The following is a 21,366-nucleotide window of genomic DNA, read 5'->3' on the forward strand; positions in this document are numbered from 1 at the left end:
ATCCGGTGACACATCACGAGAGCGGAACAGCCGGGCGGAATAAGCCCAGCCGTTCACAGCGTCCTCGCTGTGTTTTTTCAAAGGAACCTCGCCCCAGTCGTGATGACCGGAGACGGGGTATCAACATATCTGGCGTTGACTTTTGGCACGCTGTTGAGTTCTCAAGGAACGGTCGCTTCCTTTGTACTCACCCTCTCGGGCTTTCCTCCGGGCGCTTCCCTTCGGTCTTGCGTTTCCGACTCTATCAGATCTTTTCTCGATCCGATTCCCGGTCGGCGGGGTGTCTCGGGGCTTTTGGCTTTCGCCGCCCGCCCTTTCGACATTCACTACGTTAGCCGATTCCCTCGGGAACTCATAATCGAGTCTCGCGAGTTCGAATTCGGGCACACGGGTGCGCCAGAAACGACCCCGCTGAGGGGTTGAAGCTAGGTAGTGGGTTGGCCGCTCCGGCTGCAGGCGATCGCCGTACCCGGTTCAGCGGCTCGGGCCACATTACGCACCTCCGCGGCCCGCGTCAACTTCGGCGGCGCCGGGGCACATGGGCCCGATAAGGGCTCACCGTCGGATCGTCGGCGACCCAGAAGCGCCAGGGATGGAGGTCGCCGTCGCCTCCCTCGCCGGCGACACCCGTACGGGGACCGTTGCGTACCTGGTCGGTGGGGACCGGTGTCCCGGTGAGCATCTTCAGGGGGGTCTCGTCGGAGGCGCACGCGTCCGTGCCGTCCAGGGCGCGGTCGATGTCGAGCGCGGTGGCCAGCCGGGCCGGACCCTTGGCCAGTTCCTTGTCGTTCCGGGCCGAAACGCGTCGCTTGCGGGCCAGCTCGGCGCCCTCGACCACCTCGCCCGCGCGGAGCAGGACAGCGCTCGCCCGGCCCTCGGGTCCGCAGACCAGGTTCATGCAGTGCCACATGCCGTAGGTGAAGTAGACGTACACGTGTCCCGGCGGGCCGAACATCACCGCGTTGCGGGCGGTGGGGCCGCGGAAGGCGTGTGAGCCGGGGTCGTTCGGGCCGTCGTACGCCTCCACCTCTGTGATACGGAGGGCGATCGGGCCGTCGGGGGTCGTCCGGACCAGAAGGCGCCCGAGGAGGTCGGGTGCGACCTGCAGTACCGGGCGGTCGAAGAAGGCTCGGGGCAGTGGCGTACGGTCCGGGGGCGCGATCATGCCCTCCGAGGGTAGTCCAGACGGGGCAGCGCTCCGGCGGAACCGGGCGCGGGCGGATCGCGTTTGTAGGGGTCGAGGGTCCATTCGTAAAGGGGAAGTCATGGCGTTCAAGAAGCTGCTCGCGAGCCTGGGGGCCGGCGGGGCGTCGGTGGAGACGGTGCTGACCGAGGTCAATGTCGTCCCGGGTGGTGTCGTCCAGGGTGAGGTGCGCATCCAGGGCGGGTCCGTGAACCAGGCCATCGAGGGGCTGTCGGTCGGTTTGCAGGCCAAGGTCGAGGTGGAGAGCGGCGATCAGGAGTACAAGCAGGACATCGAGTTCACCAAGGTGCGGCTCGGTGGTGCCTTCGAGCTGCAGGCGGGGGCCGTGCACGCCGTGCCGTTCGGGCTGGAGATCCCCTGGGAGACGCCGATCACCATGATCGACGGACAGGCGCTGCGGGGGATGAACATCGGTGTGACCACCGAGCTGGCGATCGCGCGGGCCGTGGACTCCGGCGACCTGGACCCGATCAACGTGCACCCGCTGCCGGCGCAGAAGGCGATCCTGGACGCCTTCATCCAGCTGGGCTTCCGCTTCAAGAACGCGGACATGGAGCGCGGCCACATCCGGGGCACGCGGCAGAGGCTGCCGTTCTACCAGGAGATCGAGTTCTTCCCGCCGTCGCAGTACCGGGGCCTGAACCAGGTCGAGCTGAGCTTCGTCGCCGACGAGCACGCGATGGACGTCGTGCTGGAGATGGACAAGAAGCCGGGTCTGTTCAGTGAGGGCTCGGACACCTTCCGGTCCTTCCAGGTGGGTCTGAACGACTGGCAGGGGACCGACTGGGCGGCTTACCTCAACCAGTGGCTGTCCGAGGTCGGCAGCAAGCGCAACTGGTTCTAGGCTCGGGAACTGCTGGTTCCAGATCATCGATCAGGAGGTACCGAGGTGACCGAGCTCAAGCGGCGGCCGCTCCCCCACGACTTCCATCCGCCCGTGCCGTCGTTCACGGTGACGAGCGAGGACATCGAGGAGGGCGGGACACTCAAGAGCGCCCAGGTCCATGCGGAGGGCAACACCTCGCCGCAGCTGCGCTGGGAGGGTTTCCCGCCCGAGACGAAGAGCTTCGCCGTGACCTGCTACGACCCGGACGCGCCGACCGGCAGCGGGTTCTGGCACTGGGTCCTGTTCGACATCCCGGCCTCCGTGACGGAGCTGCCGGCGGGTGCGGGCAGCGGCAAGTTCGAGGGGCTGCCCGCGGGTGCCGTGCACGCGCGCAACGACTACGGGACGAAGGACTTCGGCGGTGCCGCGCCGCCGCCCGGGGACGGCCCGCACCGGTACGTCTTCACGGTGTACGCGGTGGACCAGGAGAAGCTGGGTCCGGACGCGGACGCCTCCCCGGCCGTGGTCGGTTTCAACCTGCGGTTCCACGCCATCGCGCGCGCCCAGCTCATCGGTGAGTACGAGAACCCCGCGCAGGGCTGACATCACCGAAAGGATTCAGCCAAGGGTTCATTGAACGTTTGCCCGCCTCCGGTCTTGGAAGTGATCGGAGGCGGGCATTTTTTATTGCGTTGTCCATCTCGGCGCGCCCGTCCAGAGTTGATCCGAGCCCGCCGGGGGGTGGGCAGGTGCACACGGGAGGTGGGCTGGATGCGTGACACGCTGGTGCTGAACGCGAGCTTCGAGCCGCTGTCGACGGTGACGTTGAACCGTGCGGTCGTCCTGGTGCTCCAGGACAAGGCCGTCGTCGAGCAGGCCCATCCCGAACTGCGTATGCGGGGTGCCGACGTCGACATACCGGCGCCTCGGGTGATCAGGTTGTGCCGGTACGTACGGGTGCCGTTCCGAAGACAAGCTCCGTGGTCGCGGCGGGGGGTGCTGGTCAGGGACCGGCACCGGTGCGCGTACTGCGGGCGGCGGGCGACGACCGTGGACCATGTGGTGCCGCGGTCTCAGGGTGGGCGGGACACGTGGCTGAATACGGTCGCCGCGTGCGCCGAGGACAACCACCGGAAGGCGAACCGGACTCCGGAGGAGGCCGGGATGGCGTTGCTCCGGCAGCCGTTCGAGCCGACTCCGGCCGACGCGATGCTGTTGGCTCTGGGCCGGGAGGAGTTCGACGCGCTTCCCGAGTGGCTCGGTCGGGAAGCGGCCTGACCGTCTGCCGGGCTCGGGCTGTCGGCGGCTGCGGGGTGTGCGCCGTCGACCGCGCGGTTCCCCGCGCCCCTTGGGGGGCGCGGGTCGTACCGGTGCGGTGAAGGTCCCTCAGTCGATCGACGGCTTCTCCCGGCGCTCGGAGCCGGCGGAGCCGCCGTTGCCCGATGCGCCGTTGTTGCCGTTGCTGCCCGAACCTCCGCCCAGTGGCCCGAAGTTGCCCATCGCTCCGGAGAGGCCCTTGAGGGCGTCGCCGATCTCGCTGGGGACGATCCAGAGCTTGTTGGCGTCGCCCTCGGCGATCTTGGGGAGCATCTGGAGGTACTGGTACGACAGCAGCTTCTGGTCCGGGTCGCCGGCGTGGATGGCCTCGAAGACCGTGCGGACGGCCTGGGCCTCGCCCTCGGCGCGCAGGGCCGCTGCCTTCGCCTCACCCTCGGCGCGCAGGATCTGGGACTGCTTCTCGCCCTCGGCGGTGAGGATGGCGGCCTGGCGCGTACCTTCCGCGGTGAGGATGGCGGCTCGCTTGTCACGGTCGGCGCGCATCTGCTTCTCCATCGAGTCCTGGATGGAGGTCGGGGGCTCGATGGCCTTCAGTTCCACGCGGTTGACGCGGATGCCCCACTTGCCGGTGGCCTCGTCCAGGACGCCGCGCAGGGCCGCGTTGATCTCCTCGCGGGAGGTCAGGGTCCGTTCGAGGTCCATGCCACCGATGATGTTGCGGAGGGTGGTGACGGTGAGCTGCTCGATCGCCTGGATGTAGCTGGCGACCTCGTAGGTGGCGGCCCGGGCGTCGGTGACCTGGTAGTAGATGACCGTGTCGATGTTCACGACCAGGTTGTCCTGGGTGATCACCGGCTGCGGCGGGAACGGTACGACCTGTTCCCGCAGGTCGATGCGGTTGCGGATGGTGTCGATGAACGGGACCACGATGTTGAGGCCCGCGTTCAGCGTCCGCGTGTAGCGGCCGAAGCGCTCGACGATGGCCGCGCTGGCCTGTGGGATGACTTGGATCGTCTTGATCAGGGCGATGAAGACCAACACCACCAGGATGATCAAGACGATGATGACCGGTTCCATCGTCGTTCCCCGTACCCTTCTCCGCCTCGGCGCCTTCGGCAGATCTCATGACTGTTGAAGATCTTGCTGGTCGAGTCTGACAGACGGTCGCGCAACTCGTGAGTCGTTCCCGGCGAGTTGCCCTAGATGACGATCGCGGTGGCCCCTTCGATGTCCACGACGTCCACCTCCTGGCCCACTTCGTAGGCACGGCCGGTGTCGAGGGCGCGGGCCGACCAGACTTCCCCGGCGAGTTTGATCCGGCCGCCGGACGCGTCGACCCGCTCCAGCACGACGGCCTGCCTGCCCTTCAACGCCTCCACGCCGGTGGCGAGTTGGGGGCTCTGTCTGCCGTGCCGGGCTGCTATGGGCCGGACGACGGCGATGAGGGCGACGGAGACGACGACGAACGTCAGGACCTGGATGACCGCGTCGAAGCCGAGGGCGGAGACGACCGCCGCGGCCACGGCGCCCACCGCGAGCATGCCGAACTCCGGCATCGCGGTGACCACGAGCGGGATTCCGAGCGCCGCCGCGCCGACGAGCCACCACACCCATGCGTCGATGTCGTTCACATGGTCATGGTAGGGCCGGGGTCGGGCGGCGGACAGGGCGCGCAGGGGAGAGCAGAGGGGTCAGGACAGGGGCAGACCCTGGGCGGTCCAGCGGTCGCCGACCTGCTCGACGACGAGCGGCAGGCCGAAGCAGAGGGAGAGGTTGCGGGAGGTGAGCTCCAGCTCGATCGGGCCGGCGGCGAGCACCTTGCCCTGGCGGATCATGAGGACGTGGGTGAAGCCGGGGGCGATCTCCTCGACGTGGTGCGTGACCATGATCATCGAGGGGGCGATGGGGTCGCGGGCGAGCCGGCCGAGGCGGCGGACCAGGTCCTCGCGGCCGCCGAGGTCGAGTCCGGCGGCGGGCTCGTCCAGCAGGAGCAGCTCGGGGTCGGTCATCAGGGCGCGGGCGATCAGGGTGCGCTTGCGCTCGCCCTCGGAGAGGGTGCCGAACTTCCGGTCCAGGTAGTCGCTCATGCCGAGGCGGTCGAGGAAGGCGCGGGCGCGCTGCTCGTCGACCTCGTCGTACTCCTCCTGCCAGTGGGCGGTCATGCCGTAGGCGGCCGTCAGCACGGTCTCCAGCACGGTCTGGCGCTTGGGGAGCTTGTCGGCCATGGCCATGCCCGCCATGCCGATGCGGGGGCGCAGCTCGAAGACGTCGGTGCCGGGCTTGCCGAGGGTCTCGCCGAGGATGGTGGCGGTGCCCTTGCTGGGGTAGAGGTAGCTGGAGGCGACGTTCAGGAGGGTGGTCTTGCCGGCGCCGTTGGGACCGAGGATGACCCAGCGCTCGCCCTCCTTCACCGACCAGGAGACCTGGTCCACCAGAGCCCGGCCCTCACGGACCACGGATACGTCCTGAAGCTCCAGAACATCGCTCATGAGCGCGTTGTCTCCCCTTGCAGTGTGGCCGGTCTCGGCTGTCGCGTACGCCTGTGGCTCGGGTCGCCGCGCCGGTGGGCGCAGCCCTTATGAAATCTACGCCACGAGTGCCCCGCTCCATTCCATCGGTCCGGTCCTTAGGGTGGGGGCATGCTCTCGGAACCGCGTTCAGGACGCCTTGCCGCTTGGGGAAATGCCCTTTTGGCCGGACTTGTCTCTCCGGATGACGCCGTACTCGCCGTCGTGGGCGAGGACGCCGTGCACCGGGTGGAGGGGCTGCCGGGTGAGTCCGCGCCGGTCGGGCTGACGCTCGCGCTGGGGCGGCTGCGGACGCTGGGGGTGACCGGGCTGCGGGTGGCGCTGCCCGCGCCGGGGCATCCGCTGGGGCTGAGCGGCCCGCCGGAGTTCAACGCGCGGGCGCTGGAGGCCGAGGAGGCGGTGATCTGCCACGGCGCCGCGTTCGGGCTGGTGCCTCAGGTGTACGAGGCCGGGCCCGAGGGTGATGTGCACACCGAGGTGGTCTGGCACGTGCTGCCGGTGCGGGAGGCGCCGCCCGCCGACGTGCCGTCGCTGGGCGAGGCCGAGCGGGAACTGGCGGAGGCGCTGCGGGAGGCGACCGAGGTGCTGTCCACCCTGGACGTGGCCGGGTCGGGGCCGGTGGCGGAAGCGGCGATCGACGCGTACCGGGCCAGGGCCGCCAGGGGCCTGGAGGTGCTGGCGCCGGGCTACCCGCCGCGAGCGGTGCGGGTGTTGGAGCTGGCACAGCGCGTCGGGCTGCTGGTCTCGCTGGCGTACGACAACGGTCACGGGGGCGCGGTGAGCGCCTCGGAGATGGCGGCGCGGGGAGCGGCGCTGCGACCGGTGGAGCGGACGGCCCGGCGTGCGCAGGTCGCGGCGTACAACGCGTACGTGGAGGAGCGGGAGCGGGGGGTGCGGTGAGCCGTAGAGCGCGGTGAGCCGTGGAGGCGGCGCCGTGGGGATGCGTCGGGGGGCGAGGGTGCCTCCGGTGCGGGGCTGCACGGATCCCTGAGGACCCTCCCCGAGGACCCGAGGCTGGCACGCACGCCCCCCAAGCTTGAACCCCATCGCTGAGGGCCCGGCGTGGGCCGGTATGTGCGAGGGCCCGGCCCCCGGCGTCGTCACCGGCTGATGCTCGTGTTGCCGAACGCGGGGTTCAGGGCGCCGACCAGGTTGGCGGTCAGGCCGTCCACCTGGACCGGGACGTCGACGGGGACCTGGGCCGTGAGGCCGGACGCGACGCCCGGGGACCGCACCGCGGTGCCGTGGGCGTCCGCGTCGGCGACGGCTGCACCGGCGGATGCGCCGGCGGCGAGCCCGGCGGCGGTCACGGCGAGCGCGGCCTTCTTGGCGATGTTCATGGGACGGTTCCTCCTGCGTGGGCTGCTGCGACCCGGCCGTGGGTCGTGTGCTGATCAACGCGGGAGTCCGCGGCCGAGGCACGGGAAGCGCGGCCCCGGCGCCCGTTCGGGCCAGTCGGACGACAACCTGACAGGCCCCCCGGTGCGCCCGGGAGGCCTGAGGTCGTCGTCGGCGGGAGCCTCAGCGGTTGAGGCCGAGGTTGCCGAAGGCCGGGTTCAGCACGCCGATGACGTTCACGCTGTTGCCGACCGCGTTCACCGGGACGTGCACCGGGACCTGGGCGACGTTGCCCGAGCCGACGCCCGGGGAGCCGACGGCCTCGCCGGCCGCGTGGGCGCCGCCGTGGGCCGAGGCCAGACCGGCACCGGCCGCCACCAGGCCCCCGGCCACCATCGTCACGGCCGCTGCCTTCTTCAGGTTCTTCACTGTCAACCCCTCCTGGTCGTTCACCGCGGTGATCTCCGCGGCACGCACTGGAGAACGGCGCAGACCACCGGAGGGTGCGCCATCCGGGTGACATTCCCACGACGGTATGAATCTCGGTCCGGACCGTGACCCTGAGTGTTGCCAGGGGTCAGGCGTTGGTCAGGGCGTGTCAGCCGGTCACGCCATGGCGTACGGCCCACAGCGCGGCCTGGGTGCGGTCGGCGAGGTCGAGCTTCATCAGGATGTTGGAGACGTGCGTCTTGACGGTCTTCTCGGACAGCACGAGGGCGCGGGCTATCTCCCGGTTGGAGCGGCCGTCCGCGATCAGGCCGAGGACCTCGCGCTCCCGCTCGGTGAGCGAACCGCCTCTGCCCTGGCCGGTGGGGGTCTCGTCCTGGGAGAGCAGGGCGCCGGCGACCTCGGGCTGGAGCAGGATGTGTCCGGCGTGCACGGAGCGGATGGCGCCGGCGAGGGCGTCGGGGTCCACGTCCTTGTAGACGTACCCGGCGGCGCCCGCGCGCAGGGCCGGGACGACCGTGCGCTGCTCGGTGAAGCTGGTGACGACGAGCACGCGCGCGGGGTTGTCGAGTTCGCGCAGTCTGCGCAGGGCGTCGATGCCGTCCATGCCCGGCATCTTCACGTCCATGAGGACGACGTCGGGGCGCAGTTCCTCGGCGCGGGCGACTCCCTCGGCGCCGTCGGCGGCCTCACCGACGACCTCGATGTCGTCCTGGACCTCCAGGAAGGTGCGCAGGCCCCGGCGGACGACCTGGTGGTCGTCGACCAGCAGGACCTTGATCGTTTCACCCACCGGGGACCTCCATCTCGATCGTGGTGCCCTTGCCGGGCGCGGATTCCACGGTCAGCGTGCCGCCGACCCCGCTCGCCCGGTCCCGCATCGAGACCAGGCCGAGGTGGCGTCCGGCGCGGCGGACCGCCGTGGGGTCGAAGCCGCCGCCGTCGTCGGTGACGCGCAGGACGGCGCCGTTGCCGCGCCGGACCACGCTCACCTCGACCCGGTCGGCGCCGGAGTGGCGCAGGGCGTTGTGCAGGGCCTCCTGGGCGACCCGGAGCAGGGCCTCCTCCTGGGCGGCGGGCAGGGCGCGGAAACCGTTGCTGGTGAAGGTCACGCGCGCGGTGTGGGCGCGGTCGAGGACCTGCGTCTGGGTGCGCAGGGTGGCGATCAGGCCGTCCTCGTCCAGCGCTGCGGGCCGCAACTCCACGACGGCGGCCCGCAGTTCGTCGGCGGCCTCGGCGGCGAGGGAGGCCACCTGGTGCAGCTCCCCCTTGGCGCGGGCCGGGTCGCGGTCGACGAGGGCGGCTGCCGCCTGGGCGGTCAGGCGCAGGGAGAACAGCTTCTGGCTGACCGCGTCGTGCAGTTCGTGGGCGAGGCGTGAGCGTTCCTCGGCGATGGTCAGTTCGCGGCTGCGCTCGTAGAGGCGGGCGTTGGTGAGGGCGATCGCGGCGTGCTGGGCGAGGATGGAGAGCAGTTCCTCGTCGTCCTGGGTGAAGCCGCAGCTCCCCTCGGGTTTGGGGCAGTTCTTGTTCGCGAGGAACAGGGCGCCGATGACCTCGTCGCCGTCGCGGATGGGCAGGCCCAGGAAGTCGGCCAGGTCGGGGTGGGCGGACGGCCAGCCCTCGAATCGGGGGTCCTTGCGCACGTCGGCGAGGCGCTCGGCCTTCGCCTCGCGCAGCATCGCGGCGAGGATGCCGTGCTGGCGCGGGAGCGGGCCGATGGCGCGCCACTGCGCGTCGCTGACGCCGTCCACGACGAACTGGGCGAAGCCGCCGTGGTCGTCGGGGACGCCGAGTGCGGCGTACTGCGCGCCGAGCAGCTCGCGGGCGGAGGCGACGATCGTCTTGAGGACGTCGCGCACCTCCAGGTGCCTGCTCATGGCCAGCAGCGCGGAACTCACCGCGGCGAGGCCGGACCGGGGGCCTTGACTCATGGTCCTCACGGTACCGGCGGGGTCCGACAGCACGGATCGGACCGGTGACGGCGGGACCCGGTCCGCTGGGCCTAGGACCGGTGGCGTAGGCCCAGCGGACCGGGGCGCCGGGCGTACGCCGAAGGGCCCCGGCGCATTGGGGCCCGCGTCCGAGGCGGCCCGGGGAGTGCCGTTCCTAGGTTGAGGTCACCGCCCGGCGGGGGCGGTGAGCGACGAGGGGACGGTAGTCATGCCGGTAGCGATCATCACGGGGGCCTCGAAGGGCCTGGGGCGGGCGCTCGCCGAGGCGCTGGGCGCGCGCGGCTGGGACCTGGTGCTCGACGCGCGGGGGGCGGACGCGCTGAAGGAGGCCGCGGCGGCGGTCACGCGGCACGGGACGCGGGTGGTGGCACTGCCCGGGGACGTCACGGACGGCGGGCACCGGGCGGAGCTGGTGGCCGCCGCGTGGCGGCTGGGCGGGGCCGACCTGGTGGTGAGCAACGCGAGCGCGCTGGGCGCCGAGCCGCTGGTACGGCTGGCGGAGCTGCCGCTGGAGGGGTTGCGGCGGGCGCTGGAGGTGAACGTGGTGGCGGCGCTCGGGCTGGTCCAGGAGGCGCTGCCGCTGCTCCAGGCGTCGCCGGCGGGCACGGTGCTCGCGATCACCTCGGACGCGGCGGCGGAGGCGTACGAGACGTGGGGCGGCTACGGCGCCTCGAAGGCGGCCCTGGATCAGCTCGCCGCGGTGCTCGGCGTGGAGGAGCCGGGGCTCCGGGTGTGGGCGGTGGATCCCGGGGACATGGCGACGGACCTCTACGCGGCGGCCGTACCGGACGACGACGCGCCGCGTCCGGCGCCCGCCGATGTCGTACCGGCGTTCCTCCGGCTGCTGGACGAGAGGCCGGCGAGCGGGCGGTACGCCGCACCGGCCCTGCTGGAGGCGCGGTGACCGTGTCGGCGGGGGCCTGGGCGCTCGGGCCCCGTGCAGGGGGGAAGGTGCCCGAGGAGCTGTCCGCGCGCGTGCCGGCCGAGCAGCGGGGGCCGGGGCTGGGGCGGGACGCCGTACGGCTGCTGGTCTCCCGGGGTACGGAGGTGGCGCACCACGCGTTCCGTGAGCTTCCGGGGCTGCTGCGGGCCGGTGATGTGCTGGTGGTGAACACCTCCTCGACGCTGGCCGCCGCGGTGGACGGGCGGATCGGGCACGTGCGCGTGGTGGTGCATTTCTCCACGCGCGGGGACGACGGGCGATGGGCGGTCGAGCTGCGGGAGCCGGACGGACGCGGTACTACGCGCGCGCGGGCGGGCTCGCCCGCGGGGACAGAGGTGGCGCTGCCGGGCGGGGGCCGGCTGCTGCTGGAGGAGCCGCTGAGCGCGCGGGGCGAGCGGCTGTGGTGGGCGCGGGTCGCGGGGGCGGACGTACGGGAGGTGCTCGGTGAGCACGGGCGGCCCATCCGCTACGCCTACACGGAGCGGGACCAGCCGCTGTCCGCGTACCAGACGGTGTTCGCGCTGCCGTCGCCGGACGGATCGGGCAGTGCCGAGATGCCGAGCGCGGCCCGGCCCTTCACGGCGCGGCTGGTGGCGGAGCTGGTGAGCCGGGGGGTGTGGTTCGCGCCGGTGACGCTGCACACGGGGGTCTCGTCGGCGGAGGCGCACGAGCCGCCGTATCCGGAGCGCTTCGTGGTGCCGGAGGCGTCGGCGCGGCTGATCAACCAGGTCCGGGCCCACCGGGGAGGGGCCGGAGCGCCTCCCCGCGGGGGCCGGGGGCGCACAGGGGCGGGCGGCCGGGTGATCGCGGTGGGGACGACGGCCGTGCGGGCCGTGGAGTCGGCCGCGGGGCCGGACGGCGTGGTGCGGGCCGCGGAGGGCTGGACGGATCTGGTGGTGACACCCGAGCGCGGGGTGCGGGTGGTGGACGGGCTGGTGACCGGGCTGCACGAGCCGGAGGCCTCCCACCTGCTGATGCTGGAGGCGGTCGCCGGGCGCGCGGCGGTCGACCGTGCCTACGAGGAGGCGCTGCGGGCGCTCTATCTGTGGCACGAGTTCGGCGACGTCCACCTCATCCTTCCGGAGGAGAGTCCTCACACAGAGCATTGCGATGGCAACTAGCGGTGAGATGGCATGGCGCTCCATGTGAGCCCTGGCATAGGGCCTGCATCACGTACGAAAGGGCATAGGAGATAAACCCCCCCACATGAACGGGACAGACGGTCCTGTCTGTCCCGTTTTGCCCTTCCCTGATCCACTATCGGGCATCGTACGTCACACCTTTGCCTGGGCATTTTGCGCCCGCTAAGAATTGCTTCCGTCGCTCAGCGCCGCGGGTTTTCCGCCCCGCGGCGTTCGTGCGGGAGGAGCCGATTCCCCCGGCGGACGCAAGAGCGACCTCCGCGCTATCGAAGAGGTCCATCAGCCATGCCCATGAACATCCTCAACCGTGCTCATAGTCGTCAGCTGACCAAGCACCACAAGATCGCCGTCGCCGGTGTCGCCGCGCTCGGCACCGCCGCCCTCGCCTTCTCGGCCGCCCCGAGCAGCGCCGACACGGTCACCACCGGCGCCCCCGCCACGACCGCTCAGGTCGCCGCCACCGGCACCGTCCTGCAGAACGTCAAGGGCACGGTGACGGACCAGCTCGCCGCCAAGAACATCAAGCTCGACACCCTCGCGGCGCAGAAGAAGGCCGCCGACGCCGCGGCCGCCAAGCAGGCCGCCGCCAAGCAGGCCGCCGTCGACGCCGCCGCCAAGCAGGCCGCGCAGGAGCGCGCCGCCACGGCCGCCGCCGGCCGCTCCGCCCAGCGTCTGCCGATGCAGCCGGTCGCCGCGAAGACGTACGCCAACAACCTGGACGGCTGGATCCGCCAGGCCCTGGACATCATGAAGGCCAAGCGCATCCCGGGCAGCTACAGCGGCCTGCACCGCAACATCATGCGGGAGTCCTCCGGCAACCCCTACGCCATCAACAACTGGGACATCAACGCCGTCAACGGCATCCCGTCGAAGGGTCTGCTCCAGGTGATCCCGCCGACCTTCCAGGCGTACCACGTCCCCGGCACCTCCTGGAACATCTACGACCCGGTCGCCAACATCACCGCCGCCGCCAACTACGCGGCCCACCGGTACGGCTCGATCGACAACGTCAACAGCGCGTACTGAGGCCGGGCGCGGACCTCAGCGACGTAAGGCCGAAGGGCGGCTCCCCTGGTGGGGATGCCGCCCTTCGGCGTCGTACGGGTGCGGACGCGCGCGGTTCCGGGTACGGGCGCGCGGTTACTTCCGCATGACCTCCGGCTCGTGGCGGCGCAGGAAGCGGGCCACGAAGAAGCCGCACACCACGCCGAGCGCGATCAGGGCGATCATGTCCATGCTCCACGCGCCGACGGTGTGGTTCCACAGCGGGTCGTTGTCGCCGGCGGTCTCCGGCGGGCTGATCCGGTTGAAGTCCAGCGTGGCGCCGGCCGCGGCGACCGCCCAGCGGGACGGCATCAGGTACGAGAACTCGTTCACGCCGACCGTGCCGTGCAGGGCGAACAGGCAGCCGGTGAAGACGACCTGGATGATCGCGAACATGACCAGCAGCGGCATGGTCTTCTCGGCCGTCTTCACCAGCGAGGAGATGATCAGGCCGAACATCATCGCGGCGAAGCCCAGGCCCATGATCGGCAGGGACAGCTCCAGCAGGGTGGCGTGCCCGAGGATGAGGCCCTCGTCCGGGATCTCTCGCCTGCCGAAGCCGATGACGCCGACCAGCAGCCCCTGGAACCCGGTGATCACGCCGAGCACGAACACCTTCGACATCAGGTACGCCGACCGGGACAGGCCGGTGGCGCGCTCCCGCTCGTAGATCACTCGTTCCTTGATCAGCTCGCGGACCGAGTTGGCGGCCCCGGCGAAGCAGGCGCCGACGGCCAGGATCAGCAGCACGGTGGTGGCGGTGCCGTTGGGCACGATCTGGCCCGTCCGCGGATTGGCGGCGTTGGGCAGCAGACCGCGGTCCGGGTGGATCAGCAGGCTGACCGAGCCGATGACGGCCGGCAGGAGCACCATCAGCGCCAGGAAACCCCGGTCGGAGGCGATGACCGACACATAGCGCCGCACCAGGGTGACGAACTGGGAGAGCCAGCTCTGCGGCTTGGGCGGCCTGATCGCCTGCATCGGCGGCAGCTGGACCGCCTGCGGGGCGACCGCGTCGACGTCCGCCGCGTACATCTGGTAGTGCTGCGAGCCCTTCCAGCGGCCCGCCCAGTCGTAGTCGCGGTAGTTCTCGAAGGCGGAGAAGACGTCGGCCCAGCTGTCGTAGCCGAAGAAGTTCAGCGCCTCCCCCGGCGGACCGAAGTAGGCGACCGCGCCGCCCGGCGCCATCACCAGCAGCTTGTCGCACAACGCCAGCTCGGCCACCGAGTGGGTGACGACGAGTACGGTACGGCCGTCGTCGGCGAGGCCGCGCAGCAGCTGCATGACATCGCGGTCCATGCCCGGGTCGAGGCCGGACGTCGGCTCGTCCAGGAAGATCAGCGACGGCTTGGTCAGCAGTTCCAGCGCCACCGACACGCGCTTGCGCTGGCCGCCGGAGAGCGAGGTGACCTTCTTGTCCTTGTGGATGTCCAGTTTCAGCTCGCGCAGCACCTCGTCGATGCGGGCGTCGCGCTCCTGCGCCGTGGTGTCGGCCGGGAAGCGCAGCTTGGCCGCGTACTTCAGGGCCTTCTTGACGGTCAGCTCCTTGTGCAGGATGTCGTCCTGCGGGACCAGGCCGATGCGCTGGCGCAGCTCGGCGAACTGCTTGTACAGGTTCCGGTTGTCGTACAGCACCTCGCCCTGGTTGGCGGGCCGGTAGCCGGTGAGCGCCTTGAGCAGGGTCGACTTGCCGGAACCGGAGGGTCCGATCACGGCGATCAGCGACTTCTCGGGTACGCCGAAGGAGACGTCCTTCAGGATCTGCTTGCCGCCGTCGACCGTGACGGTCAGGTGGCGGGCCGAGAAGGAGACCTCACCGGTGTCGACGAACTCCTCGAGGCGGTCGCCGACGATCCGGAAGGTGGAGTGGCCGACGCCGACGATGTCGGTCGGGCCGAGCAGCTGCGAGCCGCCCTTCGGGATCGGCTGGCCGTTGACGAACGTGCCGTTGTGCGAGCCGAGGTCGCGGATCTCGAAGCGGCCGTCCGCCGTGGCGTGGAACTCGGCGTGGTTCCGGGAGACCTGGAGGTCGGAGACGACCAGGTCGTTCTCCAGGGCACGGCCGATGCGCATCACGCGGTCGAGTGCGAACTGGTGGAACGTGGTCGGGCTGCGGTCGCCGTAGACCGGCGGCGCCCCCGCGCCACCACCGGGCGTCTTCTGCACGTACTGCTCGGCCTGACCGGCCTGCTGCTGCGGGAACGCGGACGGCTGCTGCCAGCCGGCCCCGGCCGCCTGCGGCTGCGCGGACGCCTGGTGGGGTGCGGCCTGCGGGGCGGGGGGCTGGGCCCAGCCGGGTGCGCCGGCGCCCTGGGCCGCGTACGGCGCCGTCGTCTGCGGGGCCGCCGCCTGCGGCTGCTGGGCCGGGCCGCCGACCGGTGCCGTGGTCGCCGACAGGTTCAGCCGCGGTCCGTCGGTGGGGTTGCCGAGGTGCAGGGACGAGCCGGGGCCGATCTCCAGGTGCTGGATCCGCTGGCCCTGCGCGTATGTGCCGTTGGTGCTGCCGTGGTCCTCGATGACCCAACTGCGGCCGTTGAAGCTGACCGTGGCGTGTCGCCAGGAGACCCTGGCGTCGTCGAAGACGATGTCCCCCTGCGGATCACGTCCGAGGATGTATGCCCTGGACGGGTCGAGCGTCCAGGTATGTCCGTTTGTTTCGAGTACGAGTTCCGGCACTCCATGCCCCACTGAGTTGTCCCCCGAATTACCCCCGTCGCAGGGAGTCTAGGGATGTCGAACATCGTGGGGAACTATTTCAGGCTCGGCCCCTTGACCGAAACCCGGGCCTTGGCAAGGGGCCGGGGCGCGTTCCGACTGGCGCCGTCGGCGGGACGCTCCGGTGCTGTCGTGTCTCCTCCTCCGTCCTTTCGGACCAGCGGAGTTGTGCAGGCGCACGGCCGAACTCCTCGCACACGGGGGCGCGGTGGCCGGCGCCTGGCGATGGTGCTCGGTGGTCTCGCCTGGGCCGATGCGTTCCAGACGGCCTCGGGGCGCGGGCGGCCTGGTCGACGCGTGGTCCTACGTCGGGAAGCGTCGGCTCTGCTCCTCGGCGGTGTCGGCCGGTGCGCCGGAGTTGTGCCGAGCGCCCCCGTTGATCGCCCTGGCGGTCGCCCTGCTCGTTCTCCGTCACGCTCGCCGGCCGGGCGGGGCGGGCTGTGCGTGGAGGGGCCGGCCCGTCGGTCCGGGCGGTCGTCACCGTGTTGTCGGCGAGTCGACGACGCGGGAAGGAGGCGGTTCGGGGTACCGAGCGGAGGAGCGGCTCAGCGTGCGCCCTCTGCACCTTCTCGTCCCCGGGACGGCAGGGCCGACGGCCGCTTCGGTGGGGAGAACACGGACCCGGCCGACCCGTCTGCCCTGCCCGGACACGCTCAGGTGGCCGCGCCGGCCCCTGTCTCCCTCTGCCGTTCAGCGCCGGTCGTGGGACCCTCGTGGTGGGGTCGCGCGGTATCGCTCGCGTGGGAGCGGTGCCGTTTCCCGGTGGCAAGATCCACGACACCGGGCCGACACCCATTGTTCCGTGTCCGTCAGGCGGACCTCGGCGGCGGAAGGCACTGGGTGCCGGATACGGTGGTGACACCATGAGCGCTTCGCAGACCTCCGCTTCCCAGACCCCCGAGGTCCCCACCCTCCTCGTCAAGATCTTCGGCAAGGACCGGCCGGGCATCACGGCCGGCCTCTTCGACACCCTTGCCGCCTACCTCGTCGACGTGGTCGACATCGAGCAGGTCGTCACCCGGGGCCGCCTGGTGCTGTGCGTGCTGGTGACCCAGCCGCCCGCCGGCCTGGAGGGCGACCTGCGGGCCACCGTGCACAGCTGGGCCGAGTCGATGAAGATGCAGGCGGAGATCATCTCGGGGCACGGCGACAACCGTCCTCGTGGCCTCGGGCGCTCCCTGGTGACCGTCCTCGGCCACCCGCTGACCGCCGAGTCGACGGCCGCGGTCGCCGCCCGGATCGCGAAGGTCGGCGGCAACATCGACCGCATCTTCCGGCTCGCCAAGTACCCGGTGACGGCGGTGGAGTTCGCGGTGTCGGGCGTGGAGACCGAGCCACTGCGCACGGCCCTGGCCTCCGACGCGGCGGCACTGGGTGTCGACATCGCGGTGGTCTCGGCCGGTCTGCACCGCCGCGCCCAGCGGCTGGTGGTCATGGATGTGGACTCGACCCTGATCCAGGACGAGGTCATCGAGCTGTTCGCCGCGCACGCCGGCTGTGAGGACCAGGTCGCCGAGGTGACGGCGGCTGCGATGCGCGGGGAGCTGGACTTCGAGCAGTCGCTCCACGCGCGCGTGGCGCTGCTGAAGGGGCTGGACGCGTCGGTGGTGGAGAAGGTGCGCGAGCAGGTCCGGCTGACGCCGGGCGCGCGCACGCTGATCCGCACCCTGAAGCGGCTCGGCTACCAGGTGGGGGTCGTCTCCGGCGGCTTCACCCAGGTGACCGACGACCTCAAGGAGCGGCTGGGCCTGGACTTCGCGCAGGCCAACACGCTGGAGATCGTCGACGGGAAGCTGACCGGCCGGGTCACCGGCGAGATCGTGGACCGGGCGGGCAAGGCGCGGCTGCTGCGCCGCTTCGCGGCGGAGGCCGGGGTGCCGCTGTCGCAGACGGTGGCGATCGGTGACGGTGCGAACGACCTGGACATGCTGAACGCGGCGGGCCTGGGCGTGGCCTTCAACGCCAAGCCGGTGGTCCGGGAGGCGGCCCACACGGCGGTGAACTTCCCGTTCCTCGACACGGTCCTCTACCTCCTCGGCATCACCCGGGAAGAGGTCGAGGCCGCCGACATGCACGACGACGAGGGCTGATCCAGGCCCCGCACGCACGCCCTCGGGAGGGCCCGGCACCTCGCACGGTGCCGGGCCCTTCGCCGTCCGGTGTGCCGCCTCGGCGGCGGGTCACTCGGACGGCGCCCAGTAGTCCAGGAGTGTGGCCACGCCCGGTTCGACGCCCTTCCAGGGGCCGTCGAAGGACAGCAGGGCGAACGCGGCTGCGGGGAAGCCCCGCCGCTCCATCCGCTCACCGGCGTCGCCGTCGGCCGCCCCGGCCAGGATCTCGGCCAGACCGTGCACGCCGGGGTTGTGGCCGATCAGGATCACGTTCCGCACCTCGTCGGGGACCTCGTTGAGCACGGCGATCAGCTCGCCGGGCGAGGCCTCGTAGACCCGCTCCTCGTAGACGGTCTTCGGCCGGTGCGACAGCTCGTGCACGGCGAGCTTCCAGGTCTCGCGGGTGCGGGTCGCCGTGGAGCACAGGGCCAGGTCGAAGGTGATGCCGGTGTCGGCCAGCTTGCGTCCGGCGACGGCGGCGTCCGTGCGGCCGCGCTCGGCGAGCGGGCGCTCGTGGTCGGGGACCTGGGGCCAGTCGGCCTTGGCGTGCCGGAAGAGGACGATCCTGCGGGGTTCTGCGACGCTCATGGGTCCCAGCTTCGCATGAAACAGGCCACCCGGCGCAGGGAGTTGACATGCGGGTTCACCGCGTGAGGGGGCTTGCCGTCAGCGCGTGAGGAGCTGCTGGGCGCGCTGAAGGAGGTGCGCGATCGCCGGGTCGCCGGTCGCCGCGTGGGCGTCCGACGGGTTCAGTATCAGCGCGAGCAGCACGAGGAACGCGAGGGCGGGCAGGGCGAGCGCCCACCAGGGCAGCCGGATGTCGACGCCGCCCGTGGTCGCCGGGTGGGGGCGGGAGGGGGTGCGGGCCGCCATGGTCGCCTCCGTGAGTCCTCGAGCGGGTCCGTGACCGCCCGGTGCGGCCACATCTCGAAGGTACGGAAGCCGGGGCCGCCAACCCATCCGGAGTTCCACCCAGTTGACCCTGACCCTGGCCCCCTAGGGGACGGGGGGCCAGCCCCACCGTCCGCCCGGCGGTCCGGGAGAGCGGGAGGACCGGGAGCGCCCGGAGAACGGGACGGACCGGGTGATCCGGGTGGATCGTGACGGCGGGAACGCCGCGGGCGCCGCCTCACGCGGACGGGAGGGCCGCCAGGAGGGGTATGGTCACGGAGACGCGAGCGTCGCCACGACGGCGATGATCACGAAGATGGCGAGGAACGAGCCGAAGACGAGCAGCATCTTCTTCTGGCCGTTCTGCGGGTTCGGGTCGAGCACAGGCTGCATGCGCCCAGTGTCGCACCTCGCCCCCCGCAGCACGGCGCCGGGGCACCCGGGCCGGTCAGCGCGCCGCCTCGTCCTCCACCGTCCGGTCGCGGCCCGCCAGGAAGCCCACCACCATCTGCGGCACCATGAGGCCCGCCATGAGGGCGAGCGGCAGCCCCCAGCCGCCGCTGTGCTGGTAGAGCACGCCGACCAGCAGGGGGCCGGGGATGGAGATCAGATAACCGGTGCTCTGGGCGAAGGCGGACAGCTGGGCCACGCCGGCGCCGCTGTGGGCCCGCATGCCGACCATCGTCAGCGCGAGCGGGAAGGCGCAGTTGGAGACGCCGAGCAGCAGGGCCCAGGCCCAGGCGCCGCCGGCCGGGGCGAGGTACAGCCCGGCGTATCCGGCGAGACCGCAGGCGCCCAGGACCAGCACGATCGGGCCCTGGTGGGGCAGCCGGGTGGCGACCCTCGGGATGACGAAGGCCAGCGGTACGCCCATCACCATGGTGACGGCGAGCAGCACGCCCGCGGTGCCCGCGGGCACGCCGGCGTCGCGGAAGATCTGCGGCATCCAGCCCATGGTGATGTAGGCGGCGGTGGCCTGGAGGCCGAAGAAGACGGCGAGTGCCCAGGCGGTGCGGCTGCGGGTGATGCGCAGCGGAGCGTGCTGCCGCGCCGTCCCGCGCGCGGGCCCGCGCCGTCGGTCGGCGGCGGTGCCGCGGTCGCGGACGAGCGGCAGCCAGGGCAGGACGGCGGCGGCGGCCAGGGCCGCCCACACGGCGAGGCCGGACTGCCAGCCGCCGCCCAGGGCGTCGGTCAGGGGGACGGTCACCGCGGCGGCGACGGAGGTGCCGAGGGCGAGGGCCATCGAGTACAGGCCGGTCATGGAGCCGACCCGGTCGGGGAACCAGCGCTTGACGATGACCGGCATCAGGACGTTGCTGACGGCGATGCCCATGAGGGCGAGCGCGCTGGCGGCCAGGAATCCGGCGGTGCCGCCGACGTACGGCCGTACGAGCAGGCCCGCGGTGATGGCGGCCATGCCGGCGCACACCACGGCGGCCGGTCCGAAGCGGCGGGCCAGGCGGGGCGCGGTGACGCCGAACACGGCGAAGCACAGCGGGGGCACGGAGGTGAGCAGTCCGGCCACGCTGCCGCTCATGCCGAGCCCGTCGCGGACCTCCTCCAGGAGGGCGCCGAGGCTGGTGATGGCCGGGCGGAGGTTCAGCGCGGAGAGCACGATGCCGAGGACGACCAGCCGTACCGTCCACGCGCGCGTGCCGCCCGCGCCGGGCGTCGTCTCCTCGGCGCGCGGCGCGTCGGCCGTACCGCGTTCGGTCGATGACATCGCCGTACGGGTCTCCACTGTCCGGGTTTCCTCACTAGCCATGAGGCCCATCATAGAATCATAGGATGATTGGTTGTCCATCCTTGTCCCTCCCGCGGTACCCGTGGCCCGCGCGCCCCGGTCCCTCGTGCGAAGGTGTGCCATGCCCTTGAGCCACCCGCGCCGTTCGGCGCTGTCCGAACAGGTCATCGCCGAACTGCGCAACCAGATCACCTCCGGCGAGTGGCCGGTCGGGTCGCGCATCCCGACCGAGCCGGAACTGGTCGAGCTGCTCGGTGTCGCCCGCAACACCGTCCGCGAGGCCGTCCGCGCACTCGCCCACAACGGCCTGCTGGACATCCGGCAGGGCTCGGGCACGTACGTGGTGGCCACCAGCGAGCTGGCCGGGGTGATGCACCGCCGGTTCGCCGGCGCCGACCCGCGGCACATCGCCGAGCTGCGCTCCACGCTGGAGTCGGCGGCGGCGAAGCTCGCCGCCGAGCGGCGCACCGAGAAGGACCTCAAGCAGCTGGACGCGCTGCTGGCCCGGCGCGAGGAGGTCTGGGAGAGCGGCGACACGGAGGCCTTCGTGACGGCCGACGCCACCTTCCATCTGGCCGTGGTGGCCGCCTCCCACAACGACGTGATGACCGCGATGTACGCCGACCTGGGCGAGGTGCTGAGGGACTGGCTGCGCGCGGACGTCGGGGCGGGGCTGACGCCCGAGACGTACATGGACCACACGCGCCTGCTGGACGCGATCCGCGCGGGCGACGCGGAGGCGGCGGCGAGGGAGGCCGCGAGCTATCCGTTCCTGTGCAACCCGGGCCGGTTCAGCGCACCTTCTGGTGGCTGATCCACACCGAGCGGACTTCCTTCCAGCACCGGCCGGACAGCCGTACGGTCAGCGCCGCCCCGGCGTCCACCGGGGCGCTGTCGGTGTCGATGTCCCACCAGCGGTCGCACTCGATGTGCAGCCGCACACGGTCGGTGTCGACATAGGGGTTGTGGCAGTAGGTCACCACGTGGGAGCCCTGGACGGACGTACGGCAGGAGGCACCGAACCGGCTCGGTGCGGGCGGCTTGCCGTCGCTCACGCGCGCGTGGGGCAGCGCGTCGTACGGCAGGGACAGGACGAGGGCGAGGGCCACGGTCACCGGGGCCAGGCTGCGGGACAGGCGCACAAGGGGGACCTCCTCGGCCGGACGGCGGAGGGACGAGCGGGGGAAGGCTTCATCCAGGGTG

Annotated in this window: 23 protein-coding genes; 9 read left to right on the forward strand and 14 right to left on the reverse strand. The window is 71.6% G+C overall.

Annotated features, from left to right (window positions below):
- Window positions 1-514 precede the first annotated feature (514 nt).
- Complete coding sequence (locus tag ABZV94_RS28855) at window positions 515-1,165, reverse strand: DNA-3-methyladenine glycosylase (RefSeq protein ID WP_356345382.1); 651 nt, start codon at window positions 1,163-1,165, stop codon at window positions 515-517.
- A gap of 100 nt (window positions 1,166-1,265) precedes the next feature.
- On the opposite strand from ABZV94_RS28855, the gene ABZV94_RS28860 reads away from it, so the two are divergent.
- From ABZV94_RS28860 to ABZV94_RS28870, 3 genes are all read left to right on the forward strand, one after another.
- A complete protein-coding gene (locus ABZV94_RS28860) occupies window positions 1,266-2,048 on the forward strand; it encodes a sporulation protein (protein ID WP_356345384.1) in 783 nt (260 codons plus the stop codon).
- A 45-nt stretch (window positions 2,049-2,093) separates the two neighbouring features.
- Window positions 2,094-2,633, forward strand: coding sequence for a YbhB/YbcL family Raf kinase inhibitor-like protein (locus ABZV94_RS28865; protein ID WP_356345386.1), 540 nt, complete (start codon window positions 2,094-2,096; stop codon window positions 2,631-2,633).
- Window positions 2,634-2,801: 168 nt separating this feature from the next.
- Window positions 2,802-3,308, forward strand: a complete 507-nt coding sequence (locus tag ABZV94_RS28870; protein ID WP_356345388.1) for an HNH endonuclease — start codon at window positions 2,802-2,804, stop codon at window positions 3,306-3,308.
- A 108-nt stretch (window positions 3,309-3,416) separates the two neighbouring features.
- On the opposite strand, the gene ABZV94_RS28875 is transcribed toward ABZV94_RS28870, so the two are convergent.
- From ABZV94_RS28875 to ABZV94_RS28885, 3 genes are all read right to left on the reverse strand, one after another.
- Complete coding sequence (locus ABZV94_RS28875) at window positions 3,417-4,385, reverse strand: SPFH domain-containing protein (protein ID WP_356345391.1); 969 nt, start codon at window positions 4,383-4,385, stop codon at window positions 3,417-3,419.
- A 122-nt stretch (window positions 4,386-4,507) separates the two neighbouring features.
- Entirely contained in the window at window positions 4,508-4,939 is a 432-nt protein-coding gene (locus ABZV94_RS28880; protein WP_356345393.1) for an NfeD family protein, read from the reverse strand.
- Window positions 4,940-4,999: 60 nt separating this feature from the next.
- Window positions 5,000-5,797: an ABC transporter ATP-binding protein gene (locus ABZV94_RS28885; RefSeq protein WP_356345395.1), complete on the reverse strand. Its 798-nt coding sequence runs from the start codon at window positions 5,795-5,797 to the stop codon at window positions 5,000-5,002.
- A 150-nt stretch (window positions 5,798-5,947) separates the two neighbouring features.
- On the opposite strand from ABZV94_RS28885, the gene ABZV94_RS28890 reads away from it, so the two are divergent.
- Complete coding sequence (locus tag ABZV94_RS28890) at window positions 5,948-6,736, forward strand: hypothetical protein (RefSeq protein WP_356345397.1); 789 nt, start codon at window positions 5,948-5,950, stop codon at window positions 6,734-6,736.
- A 200-nt stretch (window positions 6,737-6,936) separates the two neighbouring features.
- On the opposite strand, the gene ABZV94_RS28895 is transcribed toward ABZV94_RS28890, so the two are convergent.
- The 4 genes from ABZV94_RS28895 to ABZV94_RS28910 all read right to left on the reverse strand — a co-directional run bounded on the left by ABZV94_RS28895 (window position 6,937) and on the right by ABZV94_RS28910 (window position 9,552).
- The gene (locus ABZV94_RS28895; RefSeq protein ID WP_356345400.1) at window positions 6,937-7,176 is read right to left on the reverse strand and encodes a chaplin family protein; all 240 of its coding nucleotides are present in this window, start codon (window positions 7,174-7,176) and stop codon (window positions 6,937-6,939) included.
- A gap of 181 nt (window positions 7,177-7,357) precedes the next feature.
- On the reverse strand, window positions 7,358-7,603 hold the full coding sequence (locus ABZV94_RS28900; RefSeq protein WP_103813100.1) for a chaplin: 246 nt from the start codon (window positions 7,601-7,603) through the stop codon (window positions 7,358-7,360).
- Window positions 7,604-7,772: 169 nt separating this feature from the next.
- On the reverse strand, window positions 7,773-8,414 hold the full coding sequence (locus ABZV94_RS28905) for a response regulator transcription factor (protein ID WP_356345402.1): 642 nt from the start codon (window positions 8,412-8,414) through the stop codon (window positions 7,773-7,775).
- Window positions 8,407-9,552, reverse strand: coding sequence for a GAF domain-containing sensor histidine kinase (locus tag ABZV94_RS28910; protein ID WP_356345405.1), 1,146 nt, complete (start codon window positions 9,550-9,552; stop codon window positions 8,407-8,409). The genes ABZV94_RS28905 and ABZV94_RS28910 overlap by 8 nt, the downstream gene beginning before the upstream one ends.
- Before the next feature lie 229 nt (window positions 9,553-9,781).
- Between ABZV94_RS28910 and ABZV94_RS28915 the strand changes: the two genes are divergently transcribed.
- From ABZV94_RS28915 to ABZV94_RS28925, 3 genes are all read left to right on the forward strand, one after another.
- Window positions 9,782-10,477, forward strand: a complete 696-nt coding sequence (locus tag ABZV94_RS28915; RefSeq protein ID WP_356345407.1) for an SDR family oxidoreductase — start codon at window positions 9,782-9,784, stop codon at window positions 10,475-10,477.
- Complete coding sequence (locus ABZV94_RS28920) at window positions 10,474-11,637, forward strand: S-adenosylmethionine:tRNA ribosyltransferase-isomerase (RefSeq protein WP_356345409.1); 1,164 nt, start codon at window positions 10,474-10,476, stop codon at window positions 11,635-11,637. The genes ABZV94_RS28915 and ABZV94_RS28920 overlap by 4 nt, the downstream gene beginning before the upstream one ends.
- A gap of 306 nt (window positions 11,638-11,943) precedes the next feature.
- A complete protein-coding gene (locus tag ABZV94_RS28925) occupies window positions 11,944-12,684 on the forward strand; it encodes a transglycosylase SLT domain-containing protein (protein WP_356345411.1) in 741 nt (246 codons plus the stop codon).
- 114 nt (window positions 12,685-12,798) lie between these two features.
- Here ABZV94_RS28925 and ABZV94_RS28930 read toward each other — a convergent pair whose 3' ends face one another.
- Window positions 12,799-15,378, reverse strand: a complete 2,580-nt coding sequence (locus tag ABZV94_RS28930) for an FHA domain-containing protein (RefSeq protein WP_356345413.1) — start codon at window positions 15,376-15,378, stop codon at window positions 12,799-12,801.
- A 902-nt stretch (window positions 15,379-16,280) separates the two neighbouring features.
- Between ABZV94_RS28930 and serB the strand changes: the two genes are divergently transcribed.
- Entirely contained in the window at window positions 16,281-17,507 is a 1,227-nt protein-coding gene (gene serB, locus ABZV94_RS28935; RefSeq protein WP_356345416.1) for a phosphoserine phosphatase SerB, read from the forward strand.
- Between the two features lie 90 nt (window positions 17,508-17,597).
- Here serB and ABZV94_RS28940 read toward each other — a convergent pair whose 3' ends face one another.
- The 4 genes from ABZV94_RS28940 to ABZV94_RS28955 all read right to left on the reverse strand — a co-directional run bounded on the left by ABZV94_RS28940 (window position 17,598) and on the right by ABZV94_RS28955 (window position 20,196).
- A complete protein-coding gene (locus ABZV94_RS28940) occupies window positions 17,598-18,116 on the reverse strand; it encodes a histidine phosphatase family protein (RefSeq protein ID WP_356345418.1) in 519 nt (172 codons plus the stop codon).
- Window positions 18,117-18,194: 78 nt separating this feature from the next.
- Window positions 18,195-18,401, reverse strand: a complete 207-nt coding sequence (locus tag ABZV94_RS28945; RefSeq protein ID WP_356345419.1) for a hypothetical protein — start codon at window positions 18,399-18,401, stop codon at window positions 18,195-18,197.
- Window positions 18,402-18,692: 291 nt separating this feature from the next.
- The gene (locus tag ABZV94_RS28950; protein WP_263982356.1) at window positions 18,693-18,812 is read right to left on the reverse strand and encodes an SGM_5486 family transporter-associated protein; all 120 of its coding nucleotides are present in this window, start codon (window positions 18,810-18,812) and stop codon (window positions 18,693-18,695) included.
- 55 nt (window positions 18,813-18,867) lie between these two features.
- Window positions 18,868-20,196, reverse strand: coding sequence for a CynX/NimT family MFS transporter (locus tag ABZV94_RS28955; RefSeq protein ID WP_356345422.1), 1,329 nt, complete (start codon window positions 20,194-20,196; stop codon window positions 18,868-18,870).
- An 88-nt stretch (window positions 20,197-20,284) separates the two neighbouring features.
- On the opposite strand from ABZV94_RS28955, the gene ABZV94_RS28960 reads away from it, so the two are divergent.
- Entirely contained in the window at window positions 20,285-20,977 is a 693-nt protein-coding gene (locus tag ABZV94_RS28960) for a FadR/GntR family transcriptional regulator (RefSeq protein WP_356345425.1), read from the forward strand.
- Here the strand turns inward: ABZV94_RS28960 and ABZV94_RS28965 are convergent.
- The gene (locus tag ABZV94_RS28965; RefSeq protein WP_356345427.1) at window positions 20,955-21,305 is read right to left on the reverse strand and encodes a hypothetical protein; all 351 of its coding nucleotides are present in this window, start codon (window positions 21,303-21,305) and stop codon (window positions 20,955-20,957) included. The genes ABZV94_RS28960 and ABZV94_RS28965 overlap by 23 nt on opposite strands.
- Between the last annotated feature and the right edge of the window lie 61 nt (window positions 21,306-21,366).

This window comes from Streptomyces sp. NPDC004658 (assembly GCF_040609555.1).
In the GTDB taxonomy this organism is placed as follows: domain Bacteria; phylum Actinomycetota; class Actinomycetes; order Streptomycetales; family Streptomycetaceae; genus Streptomyces.